Here is a 14,965-nt window from a genome sequence, read left to right on the forward strand (position 1 = left end):
CCTTTCATCATGAACGAAACCAGATCGGTGTTGCGGGACCTCGAGGATGCGATTGCGCGGGGAACCGCCGACAGCCGCGAGCGCGCGCTGTGGCATGCGACCGACCTGCTGATCGCGGGGCGCTACTGCGAGGAGGAGATCGCCACCTTCGGCGAGGTGATCGGCCGGCTCGCCGACGAGATCGAGATCGAAGCGCGCGCCAAGCTTGCGGATCGCCTCGCCAGGATCGAATATTCGCCGGCCAGCGTCATCCGCAAGCTGGCCTTCGACGACGAGATCTGGGTCGCCGGTCCAGTGCTGCGCGAGTCCGAGCGGCTCGATGACGCCACGCTGGTCGAGAACGCCAGCACCAAGAGCCAGGACCATCTGCTCGCGATCGCCGAACGCCGAACGCTGAGCCCGGCGGTGACCGACGTGCTGGCCACGCGCGGCAACCGTGACGTCGCCACGGCGGTGGCGCGCAATCAGGGCGCCCAGTTCTCCGGTGCCGGTTTCCTGCACATGGTCCAGCGAGCAGAGAACGACTCGATCCTCGCCGAGCATCTCGGCCGGCGGCTCGACATCCCGCGCCACCTGTTCCAGCAACTGATCGCCAAGGCCTCGGACGATGTCGGCAAGCGGCTGGCCGGGGAGCGGCCGGAGCTGCTTGGCGAGATCAGTAGCTCGGTCGCCAACATCGCCGGCGACCTGCAGTCGAAGTTCGGCCCCGGCTCGCGCAACTACTTCGTCGCCAAGCGCACCGTGACGATCCAGCATCGCCTCGGCAATCTGCACGAGAGCACCATTGCCAGCTATGCGACGGCACACAAGGTCGAGGAGGTGACGATCGGCCTCGCGCTGCTGTCGGGACTGCCGGTCGACGTCGTCGAGCGCGCCTTGTTCGACCGTAACCGTGAGATGCTGCTGATGCTCGCCAAGGCGCTTGGCTTTACCTGGGATACGATGATGGCGCTCGCCTTCCTCGGCGCCCGCGAACATCGCATCACGGCCGGCGAGCTGCAGGAGCTGGAGCGCGACTATGCCAAGCTCCAGTCGCAGACGTCGCGCAGCGTGCTCGAATTCTATCAGTCCCGCAAGAATCCAGGCAAAGGCGGCAAGGCGTCCGCGCCGCGCGCCGCGGCGTATTGAACCTGCAGCGACGGACGGAGGTGATCGCGGATGAGCGGCATGGGATTTCCTCTTCGCGGAGAGCAACGGCTCGGCCATCGCGAGGCGCCTGCGGACGGCGCGGCAGTCGATGCGGCCTGGCATGTGCTCGAAGCGGCCAACGAGCTCGGCGACGAGGCTGCGGTCGCCGCCTGCCGCCGCGTGATCGATTCGAGCCTGAACGGCGCAGTCGCGGATCAGGCCGACGTGAAGCTTGTGACAGACTACTTCCGTTAGTTCGATTGATGGCTTTGCACGGGCGCTCCGCGGCGTCACGAGTTGACAGCTCCGTCCTCCCCGTCCATTCCGCCGTCATTCCGGGGCAATCGCCAACGCGCTTGCGCGTTGGCGATTGAATCCGGAATCTCGAGATTGTGAGGAATGGACGCAAGACAAGATAGAGCTTCCAGGTTCAAGGCCTGCGGCCTTGCCCCGGAATGACGGTGGGTGGGACTCAGGGCGAGCAGGCCGCTTCACACAGCGGCGAGCTGCGTGTCCGGCTTGCCGAGGCGCTTTCCCGTCTTGTGCTTCGCCGGCTCGATCAGCGCCTTCGCGGCCAGCCCGGCCGTGTCCGCGACCTCGGGATTGCGTGACACCATCGCCGCCACGATCGCGCCGTCGATCAGCAGTGCGAGCTGATGCGAGAAGCTCTCCGGCTCGGCAGCGCCCATCTCACGGGCGAGCTTCTCGATATGCGCCAGCACCACTTTCTTGTGGCGCATTGCAATGGTGCGAAACTGCTTCTGGTCCTTGTCGTGCTCGCCGACTGCATTGATGAAGGGACAGCCGTAGAAGCGCTCCTCGCCGAACCAGCTCTTCAGCGCCGGAAAGATGCGTGCCAGCTTGGTCTCGGCGTCACCGCCGCCGCTCTCCATTTCCGCGATGAACCATTCACGCCACTGCTTGCCTTCGCTTTCGAGCACGGCGGTGACGAGCGCGGTCTTTGATCCGAACAGCTTGTAGAGCGTGGTCTTCGCGGTGCCCGCCTCACTGATGATCGCATCGATGCCGGTGGCATTGATGCCGTTCTTGCAGAACAGCCGCGTGGCGGCGCCGAGCAGACGGCCGCGCGCGGATTCGTCGTCGCTGGCCGCGATCGTCCTTGCGATCGCCTGCTTCTTGCCGGTTTGTTTGCCCGCAGCTGACTTGCCCATGTGTACGAGCTTAATCGCTGTGCGCGTGAGTCAGCAAGGCTGCTGATGCGGTCGAGGCAGCGTTGCGCTCAATTTGATCGCTGGAGGCGGCATTCTGCATCGCGCTTGGGCAGCGGCTGGGTCGTGGCGGGGCGCTGCTCGCCACCCTGATCGCGTAAGCCGCGAGGATCATTCCGGCTTTTGATTTTCGGCCTCTCTGGCACGCTTCGTGCAGGATACAGACCGTTCGGTATCCTCATCCCAGGGAGAGAAATGAGATGACCGCTGTGGTTCAGAAGACGGCGCTGACGGGCTGCCTCGCACCCATCGACAAGAACGGGCTCGAACAGCTCATCGTCAACGGCAAGGCCAACCCCAAGGTCATCAAGACCCTGAAGTGCAAGACCGTGGCGGAAGGCAAGTTCCGCCACGCCAACTACATCCGCAACCTCGCGCCCTACATCGTCGACGAGCCGCCGGGCCTGCTCGGTGACGACACCGCGCCCAATCCGTCGGAGGCCTCGCTGGCCGCGCTCGGCTCCTGCCTTGCGGTGGGTTTGCACGCCAATGCCGTGCATCGCGGCTGGACCGTCAACAAGCTCGAGCTGGAGCTCGAGGGCGACCTCAACATCACCGCCGTCTGGGGCACAGGCGACGTCAGCGAGAAGCCGGTCGGCTTCACCGACGTGCGCGTCAAGGTCGACATGGAGTGCGAAGGCATTTCCAAGGAGGAGGTCCAGGCCCTGGTCGACCACGTGAAGAAGTGGTCGCCCGTCGCCAACACCTTCACGCGGCCTGTCAATCTCGAGGTCGGCGTCTGAGCCTGGCTCGAGGCCATGTGGAGCGGAGGACGTCATGGGTTCACTCGGACAGCATCTGGCGATCGACAGTGCGGGCGTGATGCCCGTGCCGTCGACCGTGGAGCAGGTCGCGGCGATCGCGCGCAACGAGCTTGCGCCGCTGGCCAGCGGAATCGACGCCGGAACGGTGTATCCGGCTGACGTTCTCCGCCGCTTCGGCGAGGTCGGTGCGTGGAGCAGCCACGTGCCTGAGAGCGGCAAGGCCGATCTCAACTGCGCCATCGATTCGATCTCGGCGATCGGCGAGGTCTGCGGCGCTTCCGCCTTCATGGCGTGGTGCCAGAACACGCTGGTCTGGTACATCGCCAATTCGGACAACAAGGCGCTCAAGAAGCGTCTGCTCGACGATGCCGCGAGCGGCAGGCTGCTCGGCGGCACCGGCCTTTCCAACCCGATGAAGAGCTTCTTCGGCATCGAGAAGCTCAAGCTGAAGGGCCGGAAGGTGGAGGGCGGCTACGTCGTGCGCGGCGTGCTGCCCTGGGTCTCGAACCTCGGGCCGGACCACATGTTCGGCACGATCTTCGAGCGCGAGGATGCGCCCGGCGAGATCGTGATGTTCATCGTCGACTGTTCGGACCCGGCGGTGACGCTGCAGCCGTGCCAGCAGTTTCTCGCAATGGACGGCACCGGCACCTACGGCATCCAGCTCCGCGACCTGTTCGTGCCGGACGAACTGATTCTGGCAGATCCCGCTGGCCCCTTCGTGAAGAAGATCCGCGCCGGCTTCATTCTTCTGCAGGCCGGCATGGCGCTCGGCCTGATCAGGGACTGCATCAAGATCATGCAGGAGGTCGAGGCGCCGCTCGGCCACGTCAACCGCTATCTGCCGCAGCAGCCGGTCGACTTCAGCGCGCTCGCCGATGAGCTCGCACGGGAGACCATGATCCTCGCCAGCGATCCGTTCAACACGGACGAGACCACCTGGCGCAAGGTCGTCGCGCTGCGCCTCCGGGCCGGGGAGGCCAGCGTGGCTGCGGCTCACGCCGCGATGCTCCATTGCGGAGCGCGCGGCTACATCAAGGGCAATCGCGCCGAACGTCGCCTGCGCGAGGCCTATTTCGTCGCGATCGTCACCCCCGCGACCAAGCAGCTCCGCAAGATGCTCGCCGACGGCTGACGCCGGCGAGAACGGCAAACCAACAAAGTTTAGACCAGGAGAGGCCTGCCATGACGGACGTTCTGATTACTGCCGGCGAACTCGCTGATTTCATCAAGAAAGAACCGTGTGTCGTCATCGACACCCGCAATCCGGATGCCTATGGCGCGGGACATCTTCCCGGCGCGGTCAACGTCCATGAGATCTTCACCTATCTCGCGACGTCGACGCCGGAAGGCATCGAGGAGCTGAAGACGAAATTCGCCGACGCGTTCGGCGCCGCCGGCCTGTCGGGTGCCGAGACCGCCGTCGTCTACGAGCAGTCGATGAACTCCGGCTTCGGCCAGTCCTGCCGCGGCTACTTCCTGCTGACGATGCTGGGCTATCCCAAGATCAAGGTGCTGCATGGCGGCTACGATGCCTGGGTTGCCGCAGGCATGGCCGTGACCACCGATGCGCCGTCGCCGACCAAGGCCTCGTTCAGCATCGTGCCGGAGGCGGGCAGCATCCTGATCGACGCCAAGGCCATGCTCGCGGCGGTCGGCAATCCCGCCATCGCCATTCTCGATGTCCGCGATGTCGACGAGTGGATCGGCGATTCCTCCTCGCCCTACGGCAAGGATTTCTGCCCGCGCAAGGGCCGCATCCCCGGCGCCGTCTGGCTCGAATGGTACCGCATGATGAAGCCGACCGCCGAAGGTCCGCGCTTCAAGTCGAAGGACGAGATCCTCGCCGAATGCGCCACTGTCGGCATCACGGTCGACACGCCGGTCTATCTCTACTGCTTCAAGGGCGCGCGTGCGTCGAACACCTTCCTCGCTCTGAAGAACGCCGGCGTGAAGGATGTGCGGATGTATTTCGGCTCGTGGAACGAGTGGTCGCGCGACCCGTCGCTGCCGATCGAGGAAGGTCTGCCGATGCCGGCGATGACCAGCAAGGCGGCATAAAAGCTGCATAGAAAATTCGCAAGGGCACGTCCGGCCGCTGAAAAATGCGGCCGGATGAGCAGTTCGAAGGCGCAGTCAGCGCAGGTGTGACAAAGGGGCGCAGCACATGTCGATTTTCGATGATCCGTTCGATGCCGAGGCCAGCGTGAATGCCGGTTGTATCTGCGGCCAGCATCGCAGTCCGGCCGAACACGAGCACGCCGTGCGGACGCTGCGCTGTGAGCCCGTGGCGGACTCCACCGAGAAGCGTTACGAGAACGTGGTCGCGTCAGCCGTGCTGCGTGCGGTGTTTCCGGAAGCAGCCACCCGTCGCGCGTTCCTGAAGTCGGTGGGCGCCGCCACCGCGCTCGCCGCGGTCTCACAATTCTTTCCGCTGAAGACGGCGACCGAAGCCTTTGCCGAAGCGGGCGCGCCCGAGAAGAAGGATCTCAAGGTCGGCTTCATCCCGATCACCTGCGCGACGCCGATCATCATGGCCGCGCCGCTCGGCTTTTATTCCAAGGCCGGCCTGAACGTCGAGGTCGTGAAGACGGCGGGCTGGGCCGTCATCCGTGACAAGACCATCAACAAGGAATACGACGCCTCGCATATGCTGGCACCGATGCCGATCGCGATCTCGCTCGGACTCGGCGCGCAGCCGATCCCGTTTACCGTGCCCGCGATCGAGAACATCAACGGGCAGGGCATCGTGCTTGCGATGAAGCACAAGGACAAGCGCGACCCGAAGGACTGGAAGGGCATGAAGTTCGCCATTCCGTTCGACTATTCGATGCACAATTATCTCTTGCGCTATTATCTCGCCGAGCACGGCCTCGATCCCGACACCGACGTGCAACTGCGCTCGGTGCCGCCGCCGGAGATGGTCGCGAACCTGCGCGCCGACAACATCGACGGCTTCCTCGCGCCGGACAACATCTGCCAGCGTGCGATCTTTGACGGCGTCGGCTTCCTGCATATTCTCTCGAAGGAGATCTGGGACGGTCACCCCTGCTGCAGCTTCGCGGCGAGCCGCGAGTTCATCACGGCCGCGCCGAACAGCTTCGCCGCGCTGACCCGCGCCATCGTCGATGCCACCGCCTATGCGTCGAAGGCCGAGAACCGCAAGCAGATCGCCGAGGCGATCGCGCCGGCCAACTACATCAATGCGCCGGTGACGGTGCTGGAGCAGGTGCTGACCGGCACCTATGCCGACGGCCTCGGCGGGGTGAAGACCGATCCGAAGCGCGTCGATTTCGATCCGTTCCCGTGGCAGTCCTTCGCGGTGTGGATGCTGACCCAGATGAAGCGCTGGGGCCAGATCAAGGGCGATGTCGACTACAAGGCGGTCGCCGAGCAGATCTATCTCGCCACCGACACCCGTAAGGTCATGACCGAGATGGGGCTCTCGCCGCCAAAGGACTCCTACAAATCGTTCTCGGTGATGGGCAAGCCGTTCGACCCGACCAAGCCGGACGACTACGTCGCCAGCTTCAAGATCAAGAAGGCGTCGTGATGGGGGCGACGAGGGCGACGCTGCCGACCCCACCCATGGTGATGAACACGCCGCCAACCACACCACCGGTATCGTCCCCGCGAACGCGGGGACCCATACGCCGTGACCTGTCTTGGGGCAGGGGCGGTAGCGACAATCGTTTCCACCAACTGCCGACGGTGGTTATGGGTCCCTGCGTTCGCAGGGACGACAGCGTGGGTGGAGCGACGTCATGACCGCCTCACTCCGCCTGCGCGCCGCCGTCGTCTCGATCTTTCTGCTCGCCGTCTTCCTCGGCGCCTGGCATATCGCCACCCGCAGCACGGGCACGGCTGCCAACATGAGCCCCGAATACGCCAAGCTGATGGGCATGACAGCGACGCAAGGCAAGTCGGCGATGCCCGGGCCGCTCGATGTCGGCGCCAAGCTGTGGGAGCATCTGCGGCGGCCGTTCTACGACAACGGTCCGAACGACAAGGGGCTCGGCATCCAGCTCGCCTTCTCGCTCGGGCGGGTCATGCTCGGCTACCTGATCGCGGTCGCGGTCGCGATCCCGCTCGGCTTCCTGATCGGCATGTCGCCCTTGATGAGCAAGGCGCTCGATCCGTTCATCCAGATCCTCAAGCCGATCTCGCCGCTCGCCTGGATGCCGCTCGCGCTCTACACCATCAAGGATTCCAGCCTGTCGGCGATCTTCGTGATCTTCATCTGCTCGGTTTGGCCGATGCTGATCAACACCGCCTTCGGCGTCGCGAGCGTGCGCAAGGAGTGGATCAACGTCGCCCGCACCCTCGAGGTCGGGAATTTCCGCCGCGCCTTCACCGTCATCCTGCCAGCGGCGGCGCCGACCATCCTGACGGGCATGCGGATCTCGATCGGCATCGCCTGGCTCGTGATCGTCGCCGCCGAGATGCTCGTCGGCGGCACCGGCATCGGCTACTTCGTCTGGAACGAATGGAACAACCTGTCGATCACCAACGTGATCATCGCGATCCTGCTGATCGGTCTCGTCGGTATGGTGCTGGATCAGATCCTGGCCCGCGTGTCGCGGCTCGTGACGTTTCCGGAGTAGGGCATGATCAGGCGAACTGCTGCAAGGTGCGCAACTCCGTTCCCCTCCCCCTTGCGGGGAGGGGTTAGGGGTGGGGGTGCCCCACGCGCGAGTCTTCGTGGGGGACCCCCCTCCCTGACCCTCCCCCACAAGGGGGGAGGGAACGGAAAGACCTTCCTATGACCGACAAATTCATCTCCATCGAAGGGATCGCCAAGCGCTATGATGGGGCGCGCAGCACGACGATCTTCGAGAATCTCTGGCTCGCGATGGCGCGCGGCGAGTTCGTCTGCGTGATCGGCCATTCCGGCTGCGGCAAGACCACGGTGCTGAATGTTCTTGCCGGCCTCGACGTGCCGAGCGAGGGCGCCGTCATCGTCGACGGCCAGGCGATCGAGGGGCCGAGCCTCGACCGCGCCGTCATCTTCCAGAGCCACGCGCTGCTGCCATGGCGGACGGTGCTCGGCAATGTCGCCTATGCAGTCTCGTCGAAGTGGCGCAAATGGGACCGCGCCAAGGTCAAGGCGCATGCGCTGAAATATATCGAGCTCGTCGGCCTCGCCGGCTCGGAGCACAAGCGGCCGTCGGAGCTGTCCGGCGGCATGAAGCAGCGCGTCGGCATTGCCCGCGCGCTGTCGATCACGCCGAAGATCATGCTGATGGACGAGCCGTTCTCAGCGCTCGATGCGCTGACGCGCGGCACGCTGCAGGACGAGGTGCGGCGCATCTGCGTCGAGACCGGCCAGACCGTGTTCATGATCACCCACGATGTCGATGAGGCGATCTATCTCGCCGACAAGATCGTGCTGATGACCAACGGGCCGGGCGCGGTGCTGGCGGAGATCGTCGAGAACCCGCTGCCGAAGGACCGGCTGCGCGGCGACCTGCACCGCCATCCGCTGTACTACGCGCTGCGCAACCACATCATCGACTTCCTGGTCAGCCGCAGCAAGACCTTCACCGCCGAGACGCCCGATTACGACCCGCGCAAGGTGCCGGTGGTGAAGATCGGGCGCAGCGAGCCGACGATCGTCGCGTCCAACCCGGTCGAGAACGACGCGCCGCAGGCGATCGCCCGCTGACGCCCCGCCGGAAGAAACCCATCAACGAAGACTCTCAAGGGAGACCAAGCATGAAGCGATCCGACCTCACCGAGAAGCTGCTCGACATCAAGCGCGAGAAGGGATGGAGCTGGAAGTACATCTGCGAGACGATCGGCGGCTATTCCGAGGTGCTGATCGTCGGCGCCGTCCTCGGCCAGATGAAGCTGACCAAGCCGCAGGCCGCCAATGCGGGCGAGCTGTTCGGCCTGTCGAAGTCCGAGATCGCGATGCTGAACGAGACGCCGATGCGCGGCGAGGGCGTGCAGATGCCGCCGACCGATCCGCTGATCTATCGCTTCTACGAGCTCGTGATGATCAACGGCCCGGCCTGGAAGGAGCTGATCCAGGAGGAATTCGGCGACGGCATCATGTCGGCGATCGATTTCGACATGGTGATGGAGCGCCTGCCCAATGCCAAGGGCGACCGCGTCAAGATCACGATGTCGGGCAAGTTCCTGCCGTACAAATATTACGGCGCCAGCGGCAACGTGCCGGAATATGGATTCAAAGAGGAGTAAGCGAGTAGCGAATTGCGAGTAGCGAATAGGGGCAGGAGATCCCTATTCGCCACTCCCTATTCGCTATTCGCCTCTTACTGTCCCGCCTTGACCTGGGCGACGGCGGTCGACAGCAGCTCGCTCATCTTCGCGCGCACGTCCGCCTCGGTGACGGCCGCGCCCTTGGCGGCGAGGTCGCCCAGCACCTTGCGCAGCACGTCGGCATCGCCCGCTTCCTCGAAATCGGCCGCGACGACCTCCTTTGCGTAGGCGTCGGCGTCAGCGCCGGACTTGCCGAGCTTTTCGGCTGCCCACAGGCCGAGCAGCTTGTTGCGGCGGGCTTCTGCCTTGAACTTCAATTCCTCGTCATGGGCGAATTGCTTCTCGAAGGCGTCCTCGCGCTTGTCGAACGTGGTCATGGTCGGAACTTCCAGTGTTGCCGAAGAGGGTTAACCGCGCAGGCGGTTGCGGGGCGGTGGCCGCACGCCTAAATAATTGGAACATCTTGCCAATACAACGGGTACGAGGCCGCAGGGAAGGGCGGTAAAACTCCGCTCCCGAGGCCCGGATCGATTGTGCTCGGGACACCAATGAGATAGGTTTCCCACAGGCCCGGTTCTCGTTCTGTTTCCTTAACATCCGGGCCCTCGCGGCAGCTCCGTCGTGGTCCTGTCCAAAGTCATCCGGAGCCCACCATTTCATGGATTTCAACAAAACACGGTACATCCCAATGAGCCGTCGGCGTCGCATTTATGAAGGCAAGGCCAAGGTCCTGTACGAAGGCCCCGAGCCGGGCACCCTGATCCAGCACTTCAAGGACGACGCCACCGCCTTCAATGCCAAGAAGCATCAGGTGATCGAAGGCAAGGGCGTCCTCAACAACCGCATCTCGGAGTACCTGTTTCAGCACCTCAACGACATCGGGGTACCGACTCACTTCATCCGCCGGCTCAACATGCGCGAGCAGTTGATTCGCGAGGTCGAGATCGTGCCGCTCGAGGTCGTCGTTCGAAATGTGGCGGCGGGCTCGCTGTCGCAGCGCCTCGGCATCGAGGAAGGCACCCAGCTGCCGCGTTCGATCATCGAATTCTATTACAAGAACGACCAGCTCAACGACCCCATGGTGTCGGAGGAGCACATCACCGCGTTCGGCTGGGCGACCCCCCAGGAGATCGACGACATCATGGCGCTCGCCATCCGCGTCAACGACTTCCTGACCGGGCTCTTCCTCGGCATCGGCATCCGCCTCGTCGACTTCAAGATGGAGTGCGGCCGGCTGTTCGAGAACGAGATGATGCGGATCATCGTCGCCGACGAGATTTCCCCCGATTCCTGCCGGCTGTGGGACATCAAGTCGAACGAGAAGCTCGACAAGGACCGCTTCCGCCGCGATCTTGGCGGCCTTCTGGAGGCCTATACCGAGGTCGCCAAGCGGCTCGGCATCCTGATGGAGAACGAGCGTCCGGTGGGCTCCGGTCCGGTTCTCGTCAAGAGCTAAAAGGGAACAAGACGTGAAAGCGCGTGTCACGGTGACGCTGAAATCCGGCATCCTCGATCCGCAGGGCAAGGCGATCGAGGGCGCCCTCAAATCGCTCGGCGTCGACGGCGTCGCGAGCGTGCGCCAGGGCAAGGTGTTCGACATCGAGCTCGAAGGCGCCGACAAGGCCAAGGCGGAGGCCGCCCTGAGGGCGGCCGCCGACAAGCTGCTCGCCAACACGGTGATCGAGAATTACCGGGTGGAGCTGCTGGGATAGGGCAATGGCCGTGACCGAGCGCGAGATCTACGAGCGACTGCTGGAGATCTCGCGTGATCTGGTCCTTGTCGAACATTCGGTCGATGAGCTCCTTGCCGGTGTGCGAGCGTTGAATTTGGAGCTCTCGTCAGACTCAAACACTCTCGCGTGGCCGCGAGGGAGCGATCCTCGAGCAAGCACGTAAGATCATGAAATCCGCCGTTCTCGTCTTCCCCGGCATCAACCGCGAGCGCGACATGGCGCGCGCGCTGCGCATGATCTCCGGCCATGAGCCGGCGATGGTATGGCACGCCGAGACGGCGCTGCCGAAGGGCACCGATCTCGTCGTCGTTCCCGGCGGCTTCTCCTATGGCGACTATCTGCGCTGTGGCGCGATCGCGGCCAGGGCACCTGTCATGGACGCGGTGCGCGACCACGCCGCCAAAGGCGGTCTTGTGCTCGGCGTCTGCAACGGCTTCCAGATCCTGTGCGAATCCGGCCTGCTGCCGGGCGTGCTGATGCGCAACGACAAGCTGAAGTTCATCTGCAAGGACGTGCATCTGCGGGTCGAGCGCTCCGACTCGCCGTTCACGCGCGGCTACAATGCCGGCCAGGTGATCCGCGTGCCGGTCGCCCATGGCGAGGGCAACTATGCGGCCGACGAGGAGACCCTGAAGCGCCTCAATGGCGATGGCCGCGTGCTCTATCGCTACTGCTCGGCCGATGGCGAGGTCGGCGACATCAGCAACATCAACGGTGCTGCGCATTCCATCGCCGGCATCGTCAACGAGAACGGGAATGTGCTCGGCATGATGCCGCATCCCGAGAATCACGTCGAGGACATCATGGGCTGCACCGACGGTCGTGGCCTGTTTGCCGGTCTCGTCGCCCATCTCGATCGCGCGGCCTGAAGGCCGTTCATCGAAATCGTTCCGTAGCTTTTTTCTCGCGCCGCCCGGCAACACCGGGCGGCTGTTTGCGTTGTCCGCCCGATTCCATGGGGCATGAACCAAGGAGGTTCTTATATGACGACGAAACATTGGCTGGGAACTGCCGCCATCATTCTCGCGATCGGCGCGGGTGCGAATGCCGCGTCAGCGCAATCGGAAATGAAGCACGAGGGTGGCCCGGCGGCGGCCTCGCCGCGCGAGGCGGCCCGTCCGGGCGCGGAGTCGAAGGGCGGCGGCGCTGCCGCGGCGGAACGCGCCGGGTCCGATGCGAAGCAGAGCGCGCAGGATCTGCGCCGCAGCGAACCTTCGTCCTCGACCGGGCGCGAGCAGGCGCAGGAGCGAGCCTCGGAGCGCTCGGCGCATGAGACCAAGCAGGGCGCTGACAGCAAGGCTGAGCGCGGGCCGGCCTCGGCGCAGCGCGACCACGATGCCAAGGACAGCGCCGAGACCAGGTCCCAGGCTGACAGCAAGCAGTCTGACAGCAAGGGCAAGGCCGAGTCGAAGCAACAGCAGGGACGCGCCGACGAACCGCGCAAGGGCGAGGATCGCGCGGCCGAGAGCAAGTCGGGTGCAACCGACCGCAAGTCCGACCGCGAGGCCGATCGCAGCGGCATCGACAAGAGCCGGCAGAGCCAGGACGAGCGCAAGGCCGGCACGTCGGACCAGGCGGCCGACAAGCAGACCGACCGCAGCAGGCAGGCCAATCAGCCGGGCGCAACGGACAGCAAGAGCACGACCGCGCAGCAGAACCAGCAGACCGGTCCGGCCGGCGCCACCGCGGGCAAGCCGGATGCGACCGGGCAGGCCAGCAACCAGACCCAGACCAACAGCACCCGCTCGAGCACGCAGGTTTCGGTCAACGAGCAGCAGAAGACCCGCGTGGTCGACCAGCTCAAGCGTGATCACGACTTCGACCGTGCCCGCACCGACATCGACATCCGGATCAACATCGGCGAGCGCCTGCCGGAGCGCGTGCGGCCGCGTCCGCTGCCGTCGGAGATCGTCACCATCGTTCCGCAATATCGCGGCTACGAGTACACGGTCGTGCATGACGAGATCGCCATCATCGATCCGCGCAGCCGCGAGATCGTCGACGTGATCCCGCAAAACGGCATGCGCGCCGATCGCGGCTATGACCGCGGTGGCTACGGCGTAAGCTCGACCCGCATCGTGCTGTCGGACGATCAGCGCCAGATCCTGCGCCGCGCCGCCACCGAGACGGGCACGGTGGGCTCGACGACATCGCCATCGACCTCGTCCGGACCGAGCTGCCTGAGCCTGCGCCGCGTGCCCGATGAGCTCGCGCGCAGCAATCCGGAGCTCGCCAACTACCAGTATCTGGCGATCGGCGAGCAGGTCGTGCTGGTCGACCCGCGGGATCAGAAGGTGGTGCAGGTCATCGACCAGCAGCAATAACGGCGCGGCGATACGACGGCGGCTCGAGGGCGGGAGCGCGACGCGCTTCCGCCCTTTTTGCGCGACAGGATCGCCTTCCGTACGGCCATTGAACAAGCCTTGCTCTGCTGTTTGAACCGGCCGTTGTCCCGATGCGTCCAACCGGCATCGTCAATTGAGCCGGCGGATGCGGGATTGTCGGCCGCGCTCGGCCACGCTATCAACGTCGGCGTGTAGGGATTGGCCGTGGGGACCGTCGTGCCGGTTGCACTCGTCATTATACTTCTTCAGATCTCGCTGATCTACCACGCCTCGCGTACCGGGCGGATGCAGCCCTGGGCGTTCATCATTTTGCTGGTCCCCTTGATCGGCGCGCTCGCCTACATCGTGGTCGAGCTGGTGCCGGAATGGCTGGGCAGCCACGACGTCCAGAAGGCGCGCAAGCGCGTCGCCAACAAGCTCGACCCGGAGAAGTACTACCGCGAGTTGTCCGATCGTGTCGCGATCACGGACACGATCGCCAACCGCGCGGCGCTGGCCGAGGAATGCGTCGCCGTCGGACGCTATGACGAGGCCGAGCAGCATTACGATCACATCCTGAGCCTGCCGATGGGCCACGAGCCGCTGTTCGCGCTCGGCAAGGCCAAGGCGCAGTTCGCGCGCCGCCGCCCCGCGGATGCGCTGGCGACGCTCGACGAGCTGCAGAAGGCCTGGCCGGACTACAATTCGGCCGAGGCGCATCTGCTCTATGCGCGGGCTTTGCAGGAAGCCGGCCGCACCGACGAGGCAATCGAGGAGTACCAGGCGCTGCTGGACTATGCACCGGGCAGCGAGGCGAAGGTCCGCTACGGCACGCTGCTCAAGCTGGTCGGCCGGATCGATGAGGCCAAGGTCGTGTTCACCGAGCTGCTGATCCAGATGAAGCGCGCGCCACGACATGTGCGCAAGGCGCAGGCCGAGTGGATCGCCCTCGCCGAGAAGCAGCTCGCGGGGTGACGCCGGAAGCCCGGGTGAGCGAAGCGATATCCGGGTTCACGGACAGCGCGCGTGAGACCCCGGATATCGCTTCGCTCATCCGGGCTACGACATCATCCGCTACGGCGAGTTCGCCGCCTCCGGCGTCCGCCGCTTGACCCGCTTGATGGTCCCAGAGAACGAGAACAGCGGCCTCGGGCCGGAATGCAGCATGCCGCGCAGGAAGATCAGCGAGGCGCCGGCGCGGGTGACCTCGCCGGTGGCCTCGATCAACTCACCCTCGCGCGCCGCGTCGAGGAATTCGCTCGAGAACGAGACCGTGACACCCGGGCCCTGCATGATCGGCGCGGCGAAGGCGAACAGGCAGTAGTCGGCGAAGGTCATCAGGCAGCCGCCATGGACGTTGCCGCCGCCATTGAGGTGCTTCTTCTCGACCCGGAAGGCGCAGCGGATCGAGCCATCGTCCTCCATCCGGTGCCAGAATGGCCCGGTGTGGGATTCGTAGCTGTCGCGCATCCAGGTCCGCCAACCGGCGAACTCGCCTTCGGTCGCGATGTGGATGCCAGGACGGTTCTCGAAGGCGGAACGGGACAGGTCGTGCACGTGTC

Annotated in this window: 17 protein-coding genes; 14 read left to right on the forward strand and 3 right to left on the reverse strand. The window is 64.9% G+C overall.

Annotated features, from left to right (window positions below):
• Positions 1-9: 9 nt before the first annotated feature.
• Complete coding sequence (locus tag QX070_RS12430; protein ID WP_315737340.1) at positions 10-1,128, forward strand: DUF2336 domain-containing protein; 1,119 nt, start codon at positions 10-12, stop codon at positions 1,126-1,128.
• 39 nt (positions 1,129-1,167) lie between these two features.
• Positions 1,168-1,383 carry a hypothetical protein gene (locus QX070_RS12435; protein WP_315737341.1) on the forward strand — a complete coding sequence of 72 codons (216 nt, stop codon included), beginning with the start codon at positions 1,168-1,170 and terminating at the stop codon, positions 1,381-1,383.
• A 236-nt stretch (positions 1,384-1,619) separates the two neighbouring features.
• On the opposite strand, the gene QX070_RS12440 is transcribed toward QX070_RS12435, so the two are convergent.
• Positions 1,620-2,300, reverse strand: a complete 681-nt coding sequence (locus QX070_RS12440) for a TetR/AcrR family transcriptional regulator (RefSeq protein WP_315737342.1) — start codon at positions 2,298-2,300, stop codon at positions 1,620-1,622.
• Positions 2,301-2,557: 257 nt separating this feature from the next.
• Here QX070_RS12440 and QX070_RS12445 point away from each other — a divergent pair, with 257 nt between their 5' ends.
• The 7 genes from QX070_RS12445 (at position 2,558) to cynS (ending at position 9,325) form a co-directional block, all read left to right on the forward strand.
• Complete coding sequence (locus QX070_RS12445) at positions 2,558-3,100, forward strand: OsmC family protein (protein ID WP_315737343.1); 543 nt, start codon at positions 2,558-2,560, stop codon at positions 3,098-3,100.
• 34 nt (positions 3,101-3,134) lie between these two features.
• The gene (locus QX070_RS12450) at positions 3,135-4,256 is read left to right on the forward strand and encodes an acyl-CoA dehydrogenase family protein (protein ID WP_315737344.1); all 1,122 of its coding nucleotides are present in this window, start codon (positions 3,135-3,137) and stop codon (positions 4,254-4,256) included.
• A gap of 50 nt (positions 4,257-4,306) precedes the next feature.
• Positions 4,307-5,182 carry a sulfurtransferase gene (locus QX070_RS12455; protein WP_315737345.1) on the forward strand — a complete coding sequence of 292 codons (876 nt, stop codon included), beginning with the start codon at positions 4,307-4,309 and terminating at the stop codon, positions 5,180-5,182.
• Positions 5,183-5,288: 106 nt separating this feature from the next.
• The gene (locus tag QX070_RS12460; RefSeq protein ID WP_315737346.1) at positions 5,289-6,674 is read left to right on the forward strand and encodes a CmpA/NrtA family ABC transporter substrate-binding protein; all 1,386 of its coding nucleotides are present in this window, start codon (positions 5,289-5,291) and stop codon (positions 6,672-6,674) included.
• A 211-nt stretch (positions 6,675-6,885) separates the two neighbouring features.
• A complete protein-coding gene (ntrB, locus tag QX070_RS12465) occupies positions 6,886-7,725 on the forward strand; it encodes a nitrate ABC transporter permease (protein WP_315737347.1) in 840 nt (279 codons plus the stop codon).
• Positions 7,726-7,883: 158 nt separating this feature from the next.
• Positions 7,884-8,786, forward strand: coding sequence for an ABC transporter ATP-binding protein (locus tag QX070_RS12470; RefSeq protein ID WP_315737348.1), 903 nt, complete (start codon positions 7,884-7,886; stop codon positions 8,784-8,786).
• A 50-nt stretch (positions 8,787-8,836) separates the two neighbouring features.
• On the forward strand, positions 8,837-9,325 hold the full coding sequence (cynS, locus tag QX070_RS12475; protein ID WP_315737349.1) for a cyanase: 489 nt from the start codon (positions 8,837-8,839) through the stop codon (positions 9,323-9,325).
• A gap of 74 nt (positions 9,326-9,399) precedes the next feature.
• On the opposite strand, the gene QX070_RS12480 is transcribed toward cynS, so the two are convergent.
• Positions 9,400-9,723 carry a DUF1476 domain-containing protein gene (locus QX070_RS12480; protein ID WP_315737350.1) on the reverse strand — a complete coding sequence of 108 codons (324 nt, stop codon included), beginning with the start codon at positions 9,721-9,723 and terminating at the stop codon, positions 9,400-9,402.
• Between the two features lie 311 nt (positions 9,724-10,034).
• On the opposite strand from QX070_RS12480, the gene purC reads away from it, so the two are divergent.
• The 5 genes from purC (at position 10,035) to QX070_RS12505 (ending at position 14,378) form a co-directional block, all read left to right on the forward strand.
• On the forward strand, positions 10,035-10,802 hold the full coding sequence (purC, locus tag QX070_RS12485; protein WP_208866972.1) for a phosphoribosylaminoimidazolesuccinocarboxamide synthase: 768 nt from the start codon (positions 10,035-10,037) through the stop codon (positions 10,800-10,802).
• A gap of 13 nt (positions 10,803-10,815) precedes the next feature.
• Complete coding sequence (gene purS / locus QX070_RS12490) at positions 10,816-11,058, forward strand: phosphoribosylformylglycinamidine synthase subunit PurS (protein ID WP_315737351.1); 243 nt, start codon at positions 10,816-10,818, stop codon at positions 11,056-11,058.
• A 188-nt stretch (positions 11,059-11,246) separates the two neighbouring features.
• Positions 11,247-11,948 carry a phosphoribosylformylglycinamidine synthase subunit PurQ gene (gene purQ, locus QX070_RS12495; RefSeq protein WP_315737352.1) on the forward strand — a complete coding sequence of 234 codons (702 nt, stop codon included), beginning with the start codon at positions 11,247-11,249 and terminating at the stop codon, positions 11,946-11,948.
• A gap of 198 nt (positions 11,949-12,146) precedes the next feature.
• Positions 12,147-13,403, forward strand: a complete 1,257-nt coding sequence (locus QX070_RS12500) for a DUF1236 domain-containing protein (RefSeq protein ID WP_315737717.1) — start codon at positions 12,147-12,149, stop codon at positions 13,401-13,403.
• Positions 13,404-13,640: 237 nt separating this feature from the next.
• Positions 13,641-14,378, forward strand: a complete 738-nt coding sequence (locus tag QX070_RS12505; RefSeq protein WP_315737718.1) for a tetratricopeptide repeat protein — start codon at positions 13,641-13,643, stop codon at positions 14,376-14,378.
• A 99-nt stretch (positions 14,379-14,477) separates the two neighbouring features.
• On the opposite strand, the gene QX070_RS12510 is transcribed toward QX070_RS12505, so the two are convergent.
• A complete protein-coding gene (locus QX070_RS12510) occupies positions 14,478-14,960 on the reverse strand; it encodes a PaaI family thioesterase (RefSeq protein WP_315737353.1) in 483 nt (160 codons plus the stop codon).
• Positions 14,961-14,965: the final 5 nt, after the last annotated feature.

Source organism: Bradyrhizobium sp. SZCCHNR1093, from assembly GCF_032381175.1.
Lineage (GTDB): Bacteria > Pseudomonadota > Alphaproteobacteria > Rhizobiales > Xanthobacteraceae > Bradyrhizobium.

What these genes read in the sequence shown, in the direction of transcription:
- purQ (WP_315737352.1), top strand. Translation starts at nt 11,247, where the DNA reads ATGAAATCCGCCGTTCTCGTCTTCCCCGGCATCAACCGCGAGCGCGAC.
- QX070_RS12455 (WP_315737345.1), top strand. Translation starts at nt 4,307, where the DNA reads ATGACGGACGTTCTGATTACTGCCGGCGAACTCGCTGATTTCATCAAG.
- QX070_RS12460 (WP_315737346.1), top strand. Translation starts at nt 5,289, where the DNA reads ATGTCGATTTTCGATGATCCGTTCGATGCCGAGGCCAGCGTGAATGCC.
- QX070_RS12430 (WP_315737340.1), top strand. Translation starts at nt 10, where the DNA reads ATGAACGAAACCAGATCGGTGTTGCGGGACCTCGAGGATGCGATTGCG.
- QX070_RS12440 (WP_315737342.1), bottom strand. Translation starts at nt 2,300, where the DNA reads ATGGGCAAGTCAGCTGCGGGCAAACAAACCGGCAAGAAGCAGGCGATC.
- QX070_RS12450 (WP_315737344.1), top strand. Translation starts at nt 3,135, where the DNA reads ATGGGTTCACTCGGACAGCATCTGGCGATCGACAGTGCGGGCGTGATG.
- QX070_RS12480 (WP_315737350.1), bottom strand. Translation starts at nt 9,723, where the DNA reads ATGACCACGTTCGACAAGCGCGAGGACGCCTTCGAGAAGCAATTCGCC.
- cynS (WP_315737349.1), top strand. Translation starts at nt 8,837, where the DNA reads ATGAAGCGATCCGACCTCACCGAGAAGCTGCTCGACATCAAGCGCGAG.
- QX070_RS12500 (WP_315737717.1), top strand. Translation starts at nt 12,147, where the DNA reads ATGAAGCACGAGGGTGGCCCGGCGGCGGCCTCGCCGCGCGAGGCGGCC.
- QX070_RS12435 (WP_315737341.1), top strand. Translation starts at nt 1,168, where the DNA reads ATGGGATTTCCTCTTCGCGGAGAGCAACGGCTCGGCCATCGCGAGGCG.
- QX070_RS12470 (WP_315737348.1), top strand. Translation starts at nt 7,884, where the DNA reads ATGACCGACAAATTCATCTCCATCGAAGGGATCGCCAAGCGCTATGAT.
- purC (WP_208866972.1), top strand. Translation starts at nt 10,035, where the DNA reads ATGAGCCGTCGGCGTCGCATTTATGAAGGCAAGGCCAAGGTCCTGTAC.
- ntrB (WP_315737347.1), top strand. Translation starts at nt 6,886, where the DNA reads ATGACCGCCTCACTCCGCCTGCGCGCCGCCGTCGTCTCGATCTTTCTG.
- QX070_RS12445 (WP_315737343.1), top strand. Translation starts at nt 2,558, where the DNA reads ATGACCGCTGTGGTTCAGAAGACGGCGCTGACGGGCTGCCTCGCACCC.